The organism is Mesorhizobium sp. GbtcB19 (assembly GCF_019091085.1).
In the GTDB taxonomy this organism is placed as follows: Bacteria; Pseudomonadota; Alphaproteobacteria; order Rhizobiales; family Rhizobiaceae; genus Mesorhizobium.
This window is the reverse complement of the sequence record NZ_JAGXJY010000012.1, coordinates 36,327-52,116: the sequence shown is the minus strand read 5'-3', so window position 1 is coordinate 52,116 and position 15,790 is coordinate 36,327. Positions and strand designations below refer to the sequence as shown.

At 65.5% G+C, this 15,790-nt stretch carries 12 protein-coding genes and 1 tRNA gene; 5 read left to right on the top strand and 8 right to left on the bottom strand.

The annotated features are described in order from the left end of the window. Positions 1–201: 201 nt before the first annotated feature. The 3 genes from KVT37_RS20220 to KVT37_RS20210 are packed head-to-tail and all read right to left on the bottom strand — an operon-like array spanning position 202 to position 2,850. The gene (locus tag KVT37_RS20220; RefSeq protein WP_217576286.1) at positions 202–1,098 is read right to left on the bottom strand and encodes an NAD(+)/NADH kinase; all 897 of its coding nucleotides are present in this window, start codon (positions 1,096–1,098) and stop codon (positions 202–204) included. A gap of 10 nt (positions 1,099–1,108) precedes the next feature. Then, positions 1,109–2,092, bottom strand: coding sequence for an SPFH domain-containing protein (locus KVT37_RS20215; protein WP_217576284.1), 984 nt, complete (start codon positions 2,090–2,092; stop codon positions 1,109–1,111). A 17-nt stretch (positions 2,093–2,109) separates the two neighbouring features. Further along, positions 2,110–2,850 (bottom strand): NUDIX domain-containing protein, encoded by a 741-nt coding sequence (locus tag KVT37_RS20210; protein WP_217576282.1) that lies wholly within the window; start codon positions 2,848–2,850, stop codon positions 2,110–2,112. Between the two features lie 238 nt (positions 2,851–3,088). Here KVT37_RS20210 and KVT37_RS20205 point away from each other — a divergent pair, with 238 nt between their 5' ends. Beyond that, positions 3,089–4,267 carry a CynX/NimT family MFS transporter gene (locus KVT37_RS20205; protein ID WP_217576280.1) on the top strand — a complete coding sequence of 393 codons (1,179 nt, stop codon included), beginning with the start codon at positions 3,089–3,091 and terminating at the stop codon, positions 4,265–4,267. Positions 4,268–4,309: 42 nt separating this feature from the next. Here KVT37_RS20205 and KVT37_RS20200 read toward each other — a convergent pair whose 3' ends face one another. Continuing rightward, complete coding sequence (locus KVT37_RS20200) at positions 4,310–9,100, bottom strand: autotransporter domain-containing protein (RefSeq protein WP_217576278.1); 4,791 nt, start codon at positions 9,098–9,100, stop codon at positions 4,310–4,312. 237 nt (positions 9,101–9,337) lie between these two features. On the opposite strand from KVT37_RS20200, the gene KVT37_RS20195 reads away from it, so the two are divergent. After that, positions 9,338–10,396: a helix-turn-helix domain-containing protein gene (locus tag KVT37_RS20195; protein WP_217576277.1), complete on the top strand. Its 1,059-nt coding sequence runs from the start codon at positions 9,338–9,340 to the stop codon at positions 10,394–10,396. A gap of 90 nt (positions 10,397–10,486) precedes the next feature. Here the strand turns inward: KVT37_RS20195 and KVT37_RS20190 are convergent, their stop codons facing one another. Continuing rightward, complete coding sequence (locus KVT37_RS20190) at positions 10,487–11,017, bottom strand: dihydrofolate reductase family protein (protein WP_217576275.1); 531 nt, start codon at positions 11,015–11,017, stop codon at positions 10,487–10,489. Positions 11,018–11,198: 181 nt separating this feature from the next. Here KVT37_RS20190 and KVT37_RS20185 point away from each other — a divergent pair, with 181 nt between their 5' ends. Then, entirely contained in the window at positions 11,199–12,077 is an 879-nt protein-coding gene (locus KVT37_RS20185; RefSeq protein ID WP_217576273.1) for a GyrI-like domain-containing protein, read from the top strand. A gap of 54 nt (positions 12,078–12,131) precedes the next feature. Here KVT37_RS20185 and KVT37_RS20180 read toward each other — a convergent pair whose 3' ends face one another. The 3 genes from KVT37_RS20180 to KVT37_RS20170 form a co-directional block, all read right to left on the bottom strand. After that, a complete protein-coding gene (locus tag KVT37_RS20180; RefSeq protein WP_217576271.1) occupies positions 12,132–13,154 on the bottom strand; it encodes a hypothetical protein in 1,023 nt (340 codons plus the stop codon). A gap of 16 nt (positions 13,155–13,170) precedes the next feature. Beyond that, positions 13,171–13,247 (bottom strand) — tRNA-Arg (locus tag KVT37_RS20175). Between the two features lie 280 nt (positions 13,248–13,527). Further along, positions 13,528–15,021 carry a HAMP domain-containing sensor histidine kinase gene (locus KVT37_RS20170; RefSeq protein WP_217576269.1) on the bottom strand — a complete coding sequence of 498 codons (1,494 nt, stop codon included), beginning with the start codon at positions 15,019–15,021 and terminating at the stop codon, positions 13,528–13,530. 256 nt (positions 15,022–15,277) lie between these two features. Between KVT37_RS20170 and rpmH the strand changes: the two genes are divergently transcribed. Together rpmH and rnpA are read left to right on the top strand one after the other, a co-directional pair. After that, a complete protein-coding gene (gene rpmH / locus KVT37_RS20165; protein WP_008833937.1) occupies positions 15,278–15,412 on the top strand; it encodes a 50S ribosomal protein L34 in 135 nt (44 codons plus the stop codon). 16 nt (positions 15,413–15,428) lie between these two features. Then, entirely contained in the window at positions 15,429–15,782 is a 354-nt protein-coding gene (gene rnpA / locus KVT37_RS20160; protein ID WP_217576267.1) for a ribonuclease P protein component, read from the top strand. Positions 15,783–15,790 lie beyond the last annotated feature (8 nt).

The following is a 15,790-nucleotide window of genomic DNA, read 5'->3' as shown; positions in this document are numbered from 1 at the left end:
GTTCATCGTTTCACGGAAACGGCGAAATGCTCTATCCCTTTGTTTTTACGCAATTCCGGACGGAAAACCGCTCACACTTTTCCTGGAATTGCTCTAAGCCGCACCGAGAAGACGTCACAAGGCGGGCGGTCCTGTTGGCCGTCCCGTCGAATTGGTTTGCTCCAGCGTGGCGGCGTCCACCTCGCGCCGACGCGCGGTCGCTTACCGATCGACGACCAGGCGCAGCACCCTCGACGCCGGCGACAGCCGCACCTGCCGGCCCCAATCGAAGGCGATAAAATCCTGTTCGATGCCGTCGGCGAAGATGACGCCGCCCTCATTCATGCGCGAGGTGATGAAGAGCGGTTTTTGCGTGATCTTTCCCGCCCGCAGTTTCGTGGCGGTGGCGATGCTCGGAAAAGGCTCGCGCACCCAGAAGCCGACCGCATGCTCCTCGCGCCCGAGCGACAGCTCCAGATGCGTCGCATCCATGATCGAGCGCGCCCAGCCGGTCGCGCCGGTGCCGGAGGCGACGATGAGGCCGCTGGAGGAATGGTCCTCCGTCCCGCCTTCCGCCTCGATGCGATAGCGGGCCGACTGGTGGCTGCGATGGCCGACGAAGATTTCGTTGAGCGCAAGAAGCGTCTCGCCTTCGCCGAGCTCGGCCTGGACCATGGTGCGCAATTCCATCTGGACATCGCTGGCGGCGCTGGCGGCAAGCAGTTTCGCCAGCCTGCCGACGCCGATCCGCACCAGGACGCCGTCATAGAGATCCGGCGCCGGATTGACGCCCAGCACCGGCTGGCCGTTCAGATATTTGGCGACGTTGGCGACCAGGCCGTCCTGCCCGACGGCGACAACGACGTCGTCGGGCGCAAACAGGAAGCGGTTGAGGTCGGCGCGCGTCACCAGGGTTTGCCGCCAGTCGGCCGGCACCGCGGCACGCGCCGTGCCGAGCACGGCCTGGAAATGGTCGTGCCGGGCTTCTACGTCTTCCAGCCGCTGGCCGCGCGTCTCGAGGAAGAAGCGGGCCTGACCGCGCGTCGCATGATGCGCGATCAGCAGTTCATAGTCGGTCTCGCGCGTCACGAAGACCGCGCGGGGTCGGTTCGCGGCCATATGCGTTGCCTCACCGCGCCTCGATCACCGCCAGGCCCTTGCGGAACTCGCCAAGCAAGGTCGCAAGCAGGTCGGGCGTGACGTTGACGTGCTCGATCTTGTCCAGCTTGCCGGCAAACTGCTGCGCGGCAAGGCCGAGCAGGATCGCGGGCGGCAGGTCGCGGTAGATGGCGATGTGCTGCCTTTCGGCCTCCGCCCTGGCGCCTTCGATGGCGCGGATGCGCTCGGCCTCGGCCCCGGCTTCGATCTGCTGCGCTTCGGCGGCGCCGGTGGCGCGATTGCGGGCGTTCTCGGCCTCCTCGGCGATGAGCAGCTTCTCGCGCCGCGCCAGCTCGGTCTTGTTCGCCAGCTCGTTCTCGGCGATGGCGCGCTCCTTCTCGACGGCCAAGGCCCGGCGCTGGAAGGTCGCTTCGTCGGCCTTCTGCTGCAGCGCCTCGAAGGTCGGCGTCTGCAGGGCACGCTCGAGCTCGCTGGTCGGCGTCAGGTTGGTGAGCCTGACCGCCACGGCGGCGACGCCGATGTCGGTCAGCGCCGGATCGGCGGCGACCAGCGCCTGCAGCCGTTCGCGCAAGGGCGCGGGTCCGGCGTCGAGCAAAGCGCGCACGGGCGCCTGTCCAAGATATTGCTGCACCGCCTGGTTGGCGATGCCGGCGATGCGCGCCTGGATCTTTTCGATCGGCTCACCGCGCAGCTTCCCGGTGGCAAGGTCGATGCTGAAATCAACGCGCTCGGCCAGCCGCGCCGGGTCGACGACGTGCCAGCCGATCGTGCCCTGCACGGCGACGGTCTGGAAATCCTGGCTGCGGCCCTTGACGAACAAGGTCATCTCGCGGTCGTCCATCGGCAGTTCGGCGATGCTGGCGGTCTCGGGCACGAACCAGAAGACCAGCCCGCGGCCGCTCTGCTTGGTGCGACCGTTGCGATAGCGGATGACGTGGCTGCTCGCCTCGCTGCGAAGCTGGGCGACGAAGCCTAGACTGCGGATGGTGGCCATGATGGGTTCTCCCTCAATCAGTATGCTGGAAGGCCTTGGGGACGTTGAAAGCGATAAAGTTCGGCCGGACGGAAGGCGGCGCCAGCCTCATAGGCGCCGGTCGCCGCCAGCCAACCCTTGTCGAGCTGCCGCCGGCGAAAGGCCGGCTTGTTGAGCGCGGTGCCGAGGACGGCCTCGTGCACATCCTGCAGCTGGCGCAGCGTGAAGAGCTCGGGCAGCAGCGCGAAGGCGACATCGGAATAGTCGAGCTTGCCGCGCAGCCTGAGCATCGCCATCGCCAGGATGGCGGCATGGTCGAAGGCGAGCGCCAGTTTTTCGCCTTCCGGCGCGAGCACATCGACAGGCCCCCCGGTCTCGCCGGCCCAGGGCACATGGATCGCGGCCGGCAGCAGAGCCGGCATCGCGCCGAGTGCCGCATCGAAGGCCTGTTCGGTAAGCAGCGCCAGATAGGCGACGCTGATGATGCGCATGCGCGGATCGCGATCCACCGCACCGAACGTGTAGAGCTGTTCGAGATGCGCCTCGGCCATGCCGGCCTTTTCGCGCAGCACGCGCGCGGCGGCCGCATCGAGGGACTCGTCGATGCCGACAAAGCCGCCCGGCAGCGCCCAGCGGCCGGCATGCGGAAGCTGGGCGCGCCTGACCAGCAGCACTGCCGGCCGGCCGGCGCGGATGCCGAGCAGGACAAGGTCGACCGCCACCGATGGACGCTGGAAGGCGCCCGGGTCGTATTCCTTGAGGAAATCTGTCTCGTTCATCGAACGCGTCCTTGCTAATATGCGAGATACATATATCTATTGTGAATATATGTCAACGATGAGTTTCGGGCGCGATGAAGGGGCGCCGGCTTGGCGCTGGTGGTGGGGCTTTCATTCCGGGCGGCAGGACGGCTTCACGCGCGGGCCGAATAGTGCATTATCCGAGATATCGATCGCGCCAGACCTTCATTGCCTTTACCGCACTTGAGCCGCCAGGTCCCTTAGCAGGAGCAGTGCCATGCGCAGCCGCTGGACCATCCTTGCCGTTCTCTTCGTCGCCCGCGCCGCGATGGCGGTGCAATTCGAGAGCATCGCGGCCGTTGCGCCGGAACTTGGCAAGGCGCTCGATGCAAACCTCGCCGACATCGGCGTGCTCATCGGTCTGTACTTCGCCCCAGGCGTCGCGCTGGCGCTTCCCGGCGGCGCGATCGGCAGGCGCTTCGGCGACAGGGCGAGCGTGCTCGCCGGCCTGATGATGATGCTGGCGGGCGAGATCCTGCTTTTCGCCTCGACTGCGTGGAGCGTGCAGATCGCGGGACGGCTGATCTCCGGCATCGGAGGCGTGTTGCTGAACGTGCTGATGACCAAGATGGTCGTCGACTGGTTCGCGGGACGGCGGATCGCCACGGCGATGGCGATCTTCATCAACTCATGGCCCCTGGGCATCGCCCTCACGCTCGCCGGGCTGCCGCTGATACAGGCGCGCTTCGGCATAGCGGGGACGCAGATCGCGGTGATGGCGCTCATCGTCGCGGCGCTTGCGTTGGTGGGGCTCCTGTACAGGCCGCCCGGGCCCGCCGCCGCCGCGGCTTCAACGCAAGGCTCGCGGCTTGCCAAGCCGGCCGTCTGGGCCGTGCTGCTGGCGGGCTTGACCTGGGCCTTCTACAATGTCGCCTTCGCCATGATTTTCAGCTTTGGTCCGTCGATGCTGGTCGAGCGCGGCTGGTCGACCGCCGCCGCCGGCTCGGCCGTCAGCATCGTGCTGTGGCTCGCGGCCCTTTCCGTTCCCTTCGGAGGCTATCTCGCGGACCAGACCCGGAGCCGAAACGCCATGCTGGCGACAAGCTGCCTCGCTTTCGCGGCCTTGGTCGTCTTGCTATGGCGCGGTTCGGCTGTGCTGCCCACGGTGGTTGTGCTCGGCCTGGTCTGCGGGCTGCCGGCCGGAGCGATCATGAGCCTGCCGGCGCGGGCGCTGGCGCCGGCGACGCGAGCGCTCGGAATGGGCCTCTTCTACACGGTCTATTACGCCACGATGCTGATCGCGCCCTGGCTCGGCGGCAAGCTTGCGCTTTGGACAGGCAGCGCCGGCGCGGCCCTCGGCCTCGGCGCGGCGGCTCTCGTGGCCTGCCCGGTTCTTTTGTGGGGGTTCGAACGCCGGCTGCTCGTGCAGACCCGGACGGCGCCGCAGGCGGGCTGAGGTCCGTCAATCCGTCACAGACAGCCTGTGCTGAAGTCCTCCTTAAAATCTCACCGCGAGATTGCCCTTGACGCTCTGGTCGATGGCACTGCCGGCGAATTGCCCGCCATAGGAGATGCCGAGCGTCGCATTCCTGGCGATGGCGACGTCCACGCCGACATCGAGCACCAAAGCGTTCCGGGCGATCGGCACGCCTGCCACCGTGAAGGGCGAGCCGCCGGCCAGGGCGAGAGTCGACAGCGGCGTCGTGTCGCCGAAAGCGTGGCGCCAGCCGAGCGTGCCGCGAACCGTCGCGGCAGTATCGCCAAGGGCAACGTCGGTCGAGGCATGCAGGCCGAGCGTGGTGAAGGAGACGGCGCTGTTGCTCCCGGCGCCTTGCAGCGCCGCGGCTCCACCCTGCTCCGCAAACGCGCCGGACCTCAGGTTCACATAGGCGAGATTGGCGAAGGGCTCGAACCCTAAGCCGCCGGCGCGAATGCCATAGCCGAGCTCGCCGAAGACCTGCGCCGTTCCGGCGTGATACTCCGCCTTCAGACTGTCGCTGAAGCCGGGAAGGACGACGGAACGGCCGGTCGAAATCTCGTGCCAGCTATAGGACGCGCCGGTCCGGAAGCCGAGATCGCCTCCCAAGACATTCCAGTCGGTGCCGCCATAGACACCGAGATGGTAGTTGTCGCTAGCGCCCGAGGAGGCGTGATCCTTCACCTCGAAGCTGGTGCGGCTGTAGCCCGCCATCATGCCGAAGCGCCAGGTGTCGAAGGCCGGCGCGTCGATGCCGACGAGCACGCCGCCGGTCGAATGCGACAGGCGCGCGGCATTGCCGTCGCCGCCGGTATTGCCCCAGCCGCCGAAGCCCTGCCCCCACAGTGCGAAACGATCCGTGGTCGCGGGCGCGGCGATGCCCGCCGTCGTCTCCTGATCGAGCGAGGCAAGCGCGGCATCTGCAGTGCCCGGCCTGCCATCGGCCGGTTCGGCAAAAGCCAGGACCGGTGCTTGCGGCGCCCCAACGGCGCCGAAGGCGGCGCGGATGCGGTCGGTGGCGGCGTCCTGAATGAACCGGCCGTCCTCGATCAGGGCGGTCTTCGCCGAAGCATGCGCCTCGCCCGAGACCAGGCCGAAGGCATTGCGCGCGGCCGCATCCGTCGGCAGCGCCAGGATGGCGTTGTAAAGCGGGTTGCCGGTGAAGAACGGATCGCTGCCCGCGAGGCTCTGGATGCCTGCCGCGGCAGCCTTCTGGTTGCGCGTCGCACCCGCATCGGCGAGATCGCGCAGCTGCAGCACATCGAGATAGGCGTTGTAGGTGTCGTAGCTGTCGGTGACCCCAAGGAAGGTCGAAATCGCACCGATCCCGGTGACGGAGCCGAAGGAGCCGGTGAGGCCGCTACCGGTCGTCATGATGGTGTAGCGTCCGATCTTCAGGCCCTGCGCCGACACGTCGAGCGCCGCGCCGGTGATGTCGGCCGTGCCCGACACGGCGATGCGATCGGAAGCGCCGGTTCCGTCGATGTCGGCGGCCAGATGCGAGCCGGCCGACATGGACAGATTGCCCTCCACCGAGAGGGTGCCGATGCCACCGCTGCCGGGCGCGATCGTGCCGCCGCTTTGCGCGACGATGCCGCCGACCGTGCCGCCGCCGCGAAGTGCCGCGCCAGCGGCAATCGTGACGGTGGAATTGGCGAGCGATCCATCGACCGCCAGTGCGCCGGCCCCGATCGTCGTCGGGCCGATCAACCCGCTGATCCCCGTGAGGGTAAGCGCTCCGGCGCCGGTCTTGGTGAAGGAGCCGCTGCCGTCGATGACGTTGGCGAAGACGGCATCGGTTTGCTGATCGACGACGAGGGCCGCGTTGTCGAGGATCGCGCCGCTGCCGAAACCGGCAGCCGATCCGCGCAGCGTGCCGGCGCTGATCGTCGTGCCCCCGGAATAGCTGTTGGTCCCGGTCAGGACCAGCGTGCCGAGATCGCTCTTCACCAACCGGCTGTTGCCGGTCAGCGCCGAAGCGATCGTGGCGGTCATGCCGGCGCCAGCCGCCGTGCCGTCGCCGACACGGATCGTGGTCGATCCGCCGGAGCCCTGCAGGGCTACCGAATCGCCTTCGATCCGGTAGCCGTCGACGGCGAACTGCATCTTGGTCACGCCGATCGCGCCGGCCGAGGCGTCCACCGTCACCACGCCGCCGGCATTCTGGAACACGGCAAAGGTCGGATTGGGCTGGTAGGGCCCGTTCACCGCGCCATCGGCCTGCGTCCAGTTGCGCCCGTCGGCGCGCCAGATACCTGACCCGCCATCGACCGCGCCATTGTCGTGCAGCGCGGAGTTGCCGCCATCCCAGAAGCTGAGCTCGACGCCCTGCGTGGAAACGAGATTGATCTGGTTGGCGACGGAAGTCTGCACGAAGAGATTGGACGCGGTCACGCCGGCCGGCGTGGAACCGATCGCGAGACCGTTGTCGGTGAGCGATCCGCCATAGTCGAACAGGCGATAGATGCCGGCGCCGAAGCCGCCCGCATCGGTCACGTTGAGCGTGCCGGCAAGCGTCAGGTTGCCGGTGACGTTGAAGAGCGCCGTCGTCGAGGGCGCGCCCAGCGCGACGTCGACGTTCGAGCCGGCGTCCAACGCCAGGCTGCTCATCGTCAGCGTCGAGCCGGCCGCGCCCGAAATCGTGCCGCCGGAAGTGACGAGCAGGCTGGCGATCGAGCCGGCGCCGCTGAGCGTGCCGCCGGCGTTGACCGTCGCCGCGCCCGCGATCGAGCTATTGATCCGCAATTCGCCGCCGTTCACCGTGGTGGGCCCGGTATAGGTGTTCGCGCCGCTCAGGGTAAGGATTCCGGCTCCTTCCTTGACCAGCGCCAGGCTGCCCGTGCCCCCGTCGCGTATGACCCCGGAAAACGACGAGGCGCCGGCGGTCGAGCTATCGACGGTGAGGATGCTGTTCGTGGCTGCGCCATTCTCGACGATACCCGCTCCCCCGTTCTGGCTGTCGATGGCGCCGACCACCGAGCTGTGGCCGTTCAGCCGCAAGGTGCCGCCCGGGCCGCCGATCGTGCTGTAGAAATCGATCCCGACGTCGCGGGTGAGGGCATTGTCGGCGAGCACGTTCAGCTTGCTTGCCTGGTAGAAACTCTGCGTCCCGCCGCTGACGGCATTGGCGGCGGAGGCGTTGAGTGTCGTGGTGCCCCTGAAAAACTGCGCCCCGCCGCTGACGGCGTTGGCGGCCGAGGCATCCAGCCTGCTGCTGTTGAAGAAATCCTGCGCTCCGCCGCTGACGGCATTTGCGGCGGAAGCATTCAATCGGCTGTCGCCCTGGAACCTCTGGTCGCCGCCGCTGACGGCGTTGCCGACAGTGGCATTCAGCGTGCTGGAATTGTAGAAGATCTGGAACCCTCCGCTGACGGCATTCGCGGCGGAGGCGTTCAGAGCACTGGAACCAAGGAAGCCCTGCCCGCCTCCGCTGACGGCGTTTGCAACGGAGGCGTTCAGCGCGCTGCTGTCGTTGAAGCCCTGGACTCCCCCGCTGACGGCATTGGCGGCGGAGGCGTTCAACATGCTGCTGCCGTAAAAACTCTGCGTCCCGCCGCTCAGGGCATTGCCGACGGAGGCGTTCAAGGCGCTGGTGTCGGAGAAGGTTTGCGTTCCGCCGCTGACGGCATTCGCCGCGGAGGCAGTCAGGACGCTGGTGCCGTAGAAGAGCTGCGTTCCACCGCTGAGGGCATTGGCGACGGAAGCTTTCAAGGCGCTGCTGTTGAAAAAGGTTTGGGTTCCGCCGGCGACGGCGTTGGCGGCGGAAGCGTTCAGCGAACTGGTGCCGTAGAAGAGCTGCGATCCATCACTGACGGCGTTGGCCGTAGAGGCGTTCAGCGTGCTTGTGTCGTAGAAGCTCTGCGTCCCGCCGCTGACGGCAGTGGCCTGGGACGCGTTCAGCGCGCTGGTATCATGGAAAGTCTGCGATCCTCCGTTGACGGCATTGAAATTGGAAGCATTCAAGGCGCTGGCGCCTGAGAATGTTTGCGTGCCGCCGGTGATGGCGCTGGAGCCGGAGGCGTTCAACGCACTGGCGTTGTCGAAGTTCTGCGTTCCGCCGCTGACGGCATTGACAGTGACAGCATTCAGCACGCTGGCGTCGTTGAAAGTCTGCACACCTCCGCTGACGGCATTGCTGACATAGGAATTCAGCACGCTGTTGTTGTAGAAATCCTGGATTCCCCCACTGACGGCATTGGTGGCCGAAGCATTCAATTGACTGGTGGCCCAGAATATCTGGTGTCCGCCGCTGACAGCGTTGCCGGCTGTTGCATTCAGCCAACTGCTGTTGACAAAGGTCTGGGCGCCTCCGCTGACGGCATCCGCCACCGTGGCGTTCAGTATGGTGAAGCCCGTGAACTGCTGGTTTCCGCCGTTGACCGCGTTGGCGGCGGAGGCGTTCAACGAGCTGCTGGCGTAGAAAACCTGCAGCCCTCCGCGGATCGCATTGCCCGCGGAGGCGTTCAGTGAGCTGCTGTTGTTGAAGAATTGGCGCCCGCCAACGGCGGCGTAGGCGGCGTTCGCGTCGAACGTGCTGGTGTCGTAGAAATATTGGTCTCCGCTCGAAAAAGGCCCGTTCGTCGTTTGCGTGCCGGTGAAAGTCTGCGCGGATGCTTCCGCTCCAAGGCAGATGGCCGCCGCCAAGATGCACAGGAGACGCAAGGGCCATGCCGCCCGCAGGCGGCCGCCTGGGCCGGCGCTCCCGTGCTGCGGCCGCGCCGGGCTGTTAGAAGCGTTCAGCGCAATACGCGAAACGGTGGTCAGCCAGGCGCGGCCGCAGGCCGCCGCCATCGTCTCAAATCCTGTCCCCATCACGCGTGCCGCCGGCTCCTCAGTCGTATCGCGACGCGCCGCACCGACCCGCCCTCGCGGTCGAATTCGGCGCGTCGCAGCCCCCGGGTGGATTTATTCGCGGTCGGCTTCGGCAGAAAAGCGGAGACTGTGAAATGAGACGCCAGGTCAATTAAAAGAGACGCCTTGCAAAATCAGGGGGCGTTGGGCAGGCTGGCTCGCCTCAGGTTTGGGTGCAGCCGCCCCGTGGAGCCGCCAGTGACGCAAACGATCCGCCGCGCGCCGAGCCGCGTCAGCCTGTCGATCGACCCCGGCAATGCGCGCGAATTCGACCTCTGGCAGTCGACCTATTCCTCCCTCTATGAGATGAACGCCGAAAGCGCGGCGAGCCGCGCTTCCTTTCGGGCTGGATTGACAAGCTTCAACCTGGCCAATGTCGTCATCATCGAAGGCTATTCCTCGGCGGAGACCTTGAAGCGAACGGGGCGAACAATCGCGCAGAGCAGCATCGACCATATCGGCGTCGTTGTCCGCCTGGAGGGCGGGTTCGGCCTCGATATCGAGGGCCGCGCGGCCGAGGTCCACACCGGCGATGTGTGTTTTCTCGACATGACCCGCCCCAGCGCATTGCGCGCATCCGACTATAGGAGCCTGACGCTCGTTCTGCCGAGAAACCTGCTTGCATCGCAGATCGCCGATCTCGACGGCCTGCATGGCAGGATCCTGCCGAAGGCGAGCCCGCTGAACGCGATGCTGACCGGCCATATGCGGCTGCTCTATGCGCAGGCGCCCTCGCTCGATTTGCCGGATGCCCATGCTGCCGCGCGCGGCGCGGCGGCCCTGGTCGCGGCGTTCGCGGGAGCATCGGCCGACGGGCGGGACATGATCGCTCAAGCGGCCGCCAGCGCTTCCCTGCAGGCCTGCCGGCGGATGATCGACGCGAACCTGCACGACCGGAGCCTGGGACCGGACCTCCTATGCGGAAAGCTCGGCATTTCGCGCGCGAAGCTTTACCGCATTTTTGAGCCCCTGGGCGGGGTGCGCCTGTATATCCAACAGCGGCGGCTGATGCGCGCCTATCAGATCATCGTCGATCCAGCACAGGTCCGGGAGCGGATCAGCGCCATCGCCCTTCGATGCGGCTTCAGCAATGTTCCGGCCTTCAACCGGGCCTTTCGCCGGGCCCATGGCATGTCGCCATCGGAATTGCGTTTCGCCTCGATAAGCGCCGGGAGGGAGAACATCGAACTCACGGGGGACAGAGCCTTCAGAACCATACAGCGCTGGCTGCACGGCATGGATGCAGTGGCGGCGTAGTGCATCGCTTGCCGCGACCAACGCAAAGCATTCCCCTCGCTCTAAGCCCGGTCCAAGACCGGACGTCAGGCGATTTTCCATCCGGCGAGATCAGGCAGGGCGATAGATCAGCCTGATCACATTCTCGTCGATCCGGTCGGCGGCCATGAGGCGCAGCGGCGGCCGGGGTCCGGCGAAATAGGGCTTGCCGCGGCCAAGCACTACGGGGTGCAGGTAGATCCGATATTCGTCGATCAAGCCGAGTTCGGTGAGGCTTCGCGCCAGGTCCGGGCCTGCGACCGCGATCTCGCCGTCGCGCTCGGCCTTCAGCTTGCGCATCGCGCCCTCGAGATCTTCACCAACAAGCCTGGCGTTGGGGCCTACCGATTGCAATGTGCGCGAGACGACCCATTTGGGCTGGTTCCGCCACGCCGCCGCGAAGGCCTGTCGGTCGGCATCCCATTCGGAATGCTCATCGTCCCAGTAGCGCATGGTCTCATACATGCGGCGACCGTAGACGCTGCCGGCCTTGCGCCCCACATCCTCGATGAAATGCCGGAAGAGCGTGGGGCTTGGCCCAAACTCCGTGTGATCGACATAGCCGTCCAGCGACTGGTTCATTCCGAAGATAAGCTTGGCCATAGCCGTTCCTTCGTGCATCCATGCGGGTCTGATTGCGCAATGCAATCGGTTTCAGGCTAGATCTACTGCTTTTATTTTGCAATTGGTTTTGGCGTGCGCATGAGCGTTTTCAAACCGCAAGATCGGTCGAGAACATCGTGGCCCTGGTCGGCTAAGTGATGCGGCCACAGAGCAAGGAACGATGAAAGCGGCGCTTCAGAACTACCATAGCCGGATGCAGCGGGCGCTGGACTATATCGACCGGCATCCTGACGGTGATCTCGACCTGGAAACGGTGAGCCGTGTTGCCGCCTTTTCCAAGTTCCATTTCCACCGGCAGTTCACGGCGACCTTCGGGCTGTCCGTGCATCGCTATGTCCAGCTTACCCGCATGCGGCGCGCTTCCTACAGGCTCGCCGACAAGGAGAGCGTCACGGAGATAGCGATGGATGCCGGCTACGAGGCGCCGGACGCCTTCGCCCGCGCCTTTCGGCAAAGGTTCGGACAATCGCCTTCGTCGTTCCGCAAATCCCCCAACTGGGGAGCGTGGCTAATGGCCTTCGGGCCGCTCGACAATGCGAGGAGAACGCTCATGCAGATCATCTTCACCGAGGACGACGTGACGATCCGCGACGTGCCGCCGACGCCGGTGGCGATCATGGAGCATCGGGGCGACCGGGCGACGCTCGGCGACACGATCCAGCGCTTCATCGCCTGGCGCAAGGCCGCCGGCCTGTCGCCCGAAACGAGCCCGACCTTCAACATCTTCCGTTCCGAGCGATGTCCCGCAATCGCGGCCGACTACAGCATGGATATCTGCGTCGGCACCGACCGGCCGATCGCGCCAGACGACAGGCAGATGAAGGCCGGCGTGATCCCCGGCGGACGCTGCGCCGTGCTGCGCTATCCCGGCAACACCAACAATCTCGAGCCAGCCGGTCTCTATCTTTATCGCGACTGGCTTCCGGCCAGCGGCGAGGAAGCGCGCGACTTCCCGCTCTATTGCCAGCGACGGCTGTCCTTCGCCCCGGACAGGCCTGTGCCCGAGATCGTCGTGGAGCTGTTCCTGCCGCTTAAATAGCGGTTTGGGGTGGCAGCTTGCCGCTTCCGGCCACGAGAAGCGGGCAGGTTGCTATCAGCGTTCGGCGAGATCGAATTCGATCCGAGTGATAGTGTCCCCATTCACGATCGCGAAACGCTTGGTGGCGGCATCGAATGCCATGGGCGGCGGGACGGCGTCACCATCAAGACCCCAAATGATACTGCCGTCCTGAAGGCCTGACCGTAGCTCGGTCCACATATGGACGACCTTGCCTGTCGAAAGATCGATCAGCTTCGGATGCCGATAAAGCGAAAGGACAAACCGCTCCCCGAGCGCCATGATGGTGCCCGCCGGCTCGTCCAACTGGAATGCCTGAAGGCAGGTTCGTTGGATCGCGTCGTAGACAGCCATTCCGGAGCGTGGTTCTTCGTCACGCTCGGCGGCAGCCCTGTCTGGCATGACCGAGACAGCCACGGCAAGGTGATGATCGTCGAGCCAACAGGACGAATTTTCCTCGACCAAACCCGGGCCGAACGATGGGGGAAGATCCTGCCCATCGTCGAGGTGACTCGGATCTGTAAGAGCCTGTGCAACGTCGAAGGATACCACGAGACCTAAGGGGTGCCATACCCATCCGGCGCTGAGCAGTCGCTGACCATCTGGGCTTACGGCTAAACGTGAATGGAAAAAATCGGACAGCTCGCGATCTGCCGATTCGGTGAGCGGTAGACCGGTTTCTGCATCCTCCAGGTCAATGCGGCGGTAGTCCCGCGGGCAATGCGCAAGCAGGACGCGACCGTCTGGGCCGTTGAACAGCGAAACGGGATACTCGTATGCGTCTGCAAAGTAGGAACTGCGCTCGAGTTCCCGAAGGATCCGTCCGTCGTGGAGCAGAAGTCCTTTCGTGCCCACCCTTTGGTAGATAACGGCGAAGCGGCCATCCGGCGATGCTGTCGCAGCGTCGAACCGATAGCGGTAACTTACTTTTGGGTCGCGCTCAGTGCCGTCGACCGCGAAAGAGCGGCCGCCACCGACCCAATCGACGAGCTCATCGCCGCGCCAGCAGAGCGACTTTATGCCGGTAGCTGTGAAGGTGGATTGCTTGAAGAGAGCCATGAGGCATTTACCGAAATGGCGCGCCCGAAGAGATTCGAACTCCTGACCCCCAGATTCGTAGTCTGGTGCTCTATCCAGCTGAGCTACGGGCGCGCAACAGGCCGTGTGTGACACAAGCCCCGCGATCCGGTCGAGACGGCCGGCCGCGATGTGGAGTGTTCCCTAACGACTGAATTCGCGAATTGCAAGCCGATCCGGCAAAAGTTTTGTCGCAGGCGGTTCGCCGGCGTCGAGGTGCGCCGAGATTCAGGTCAGGCCGAGACGAAAATGGTGGGTTCCGAGAACCGGAGCGGAGCGTACTTAATGTACGTGAGCACCGGAAGCGCAGGAAGCCGCTATTTGCAGGCCGGCCTCACCTGAATATCGGTGCGCCTCAGGCGGGGCGGCGCAGGCCGTTGCGCGCTTGATCGAGCCGGACCGGCTGATCGGGGATGGTGACGGCGAAGACGGTGCGGCCGCCGATCGATTCGACCAGCTCGACCGTGCCGCCATGGGCGCGGATCAGCTCGTGCGCGATCGCCAGGCCGAGCCCGGTGCCGCCGCTGCGGGCCGAGCCGCGGAAGGCGGCGAACAGGTTCTCGCGCGCCTTGGGCGGCAGGCCGGGACCGGTGTCGGTGACGGTGATGCGGCTGACGCTGCCCTGGCGCTCGGCAGCGACCGCCAGCCGGCGCACCACCGCGCTCTCGGTGTCGGCGGCCATCGCCTGGACGGCGTTGCGGCAGAGATTGGTAAGCACGCGGAAGAGATGATCGGAATCGGCGTCGACCTCGAAGGCGAGCTCGACGGCGTTGATGAACTCGATGCCTTCCTCGATATCGAGCAGGCCGTGCACGTCGTCGACCAGCTGGCGCAACCTGAGACGCCGGCGCGACGGCGCCGGCTCCTGCGTGCGGCCATAGTGAAGCACGCCCTCGGAATAGGAGACGGCGCGGTCGAGCGCGCGTACAAGCTTCGGCGCGAAGGACTGCACGGTCGGGTCCTTCACCTGGCGCAGCCGATCCGACATGAGCTGCGCGGAAGCCAGGATGTTGCGCATGTCGTGGTTGATCTTCGACACGGCGAGGCCGAGGTCGGCGAGATGCTTCTGCTCGGCCAGCATCTTCTGCAGCCGGTCCTGCATCTGCGCCAGCTCGCGCTCGGCAACGCCGATCTCGTCGGAACGCTCCGTCGGACAGATCACGCGGCCCGGATCGTCGGGCTGCTCCGAGAAGGACAGGATCGAGCGCGTCATGGTGCGGATCGGCCCGATCATGATCAGGTCGATCGCCGCATAGACCAGCATGGCGGTGAACAGCGAGATCAACAGGGACACGACCGCGACGTTGCGCGAATATCTGAGCATGGCGTCGCGCAGCCGGTAGTCCGGCATGATCAGCTCGAATTCCTTGTCGCTGTCGCCGACCGGGCCGAAGACGCGCAACATGCGCTTGCCGCCGAAGAACAAGGTGTCAAGCGCGCCGGTCATGCCGCTGACCAGGCCGACATTGGCGATGTCGATATGCACGTCGACCTGCGGCGGCATGTCAGCAACAACCAAGAGCCGCGAGACGCCGCCGTCGCGCACGGCGATCGCCTTGGCGCCGATCGCCATCAGCACGTCGTTCTGGGCGGCGTGCGACAACGAGTTGGGCTCGCCCTGCAAAAGCACGATCGAGACGGCGGCGGCGGTGTTCAGCCGCTCCTTCAGCCAGTTGACCCGGTAGCTGGCGATCCAGGGCAGGAAGATCAGAACTTCGGCCAGGAGCACGAAGGCGATGGTGAGCAGCAGGAGCTTGGTCGACAGGCCGCGCGACAGCGGCACCCGGCGCGTCGGGTTCGCCGCCGCCGGCTTTGCCTTTTCATCCGTGGACAGGACTTCACTCGTCATGACGCGGTCTTCACGAAGCCTTGATCGGCCAAGATTATGCGATTTGCGGCTTTTTTGCCAATTTCAACCTTGGTCCAGCGAAAAAATGCCCGGAGACCACGGCGGATTGACTTCCAAAAACCTTCTTTCTATAAGCCCGCTCACGCTCGGGCCATTCGTCCCGGCGCGGTTTCGATCGCGCCTAAGCCGGCCCGGCAAAGCTCCTGTTACACCGTGACAGAATCAAGAAGGGCCGCACCCCGCGGTATTAAAACAAATGAAGCGTACCTACCAACCGTCCAAACTCGTCCGCAAGCGCCGGCATGGTTTCCGTGCCCGCATGGCCACCAAGGGTGGCCGCGGCGTCGTTGCTGCCCGCCGCAATCGCGGCCGCAAGCGGCTCAGCGCCTGAACGAAAGACGAGATCGTTGCCCGCAACCGGCAAGCCAAAGGGGAACACCCCCGGGCGGCTTCTGAAACGCGCGGATTTCCTGGCTGTGCGCGGCGGCGAAAAACGCCGCGGACGGCTTTTTCTCGTTGAAGTTCTCGATCGCGGCGACGCTTTCGCGCCGCGCGTCGGCTACACCGTCACCAAAAAAGTCGGCAACGCCGTGGTGCGCAACCGCGTCCGGCGGCGGCTGAGGGAAGCCGTGCGCGTTCATGCCGCCGATGACATGGCGCCCGGCAATGACTATGTCATCGTGGGGCGTGAAGACGTGCTTGCCATACCGTTCGGCCAGTTGAAGGCTGAGCTTTCCCGCCGGCTGCGCGGAACACGATAGGCCAAGGG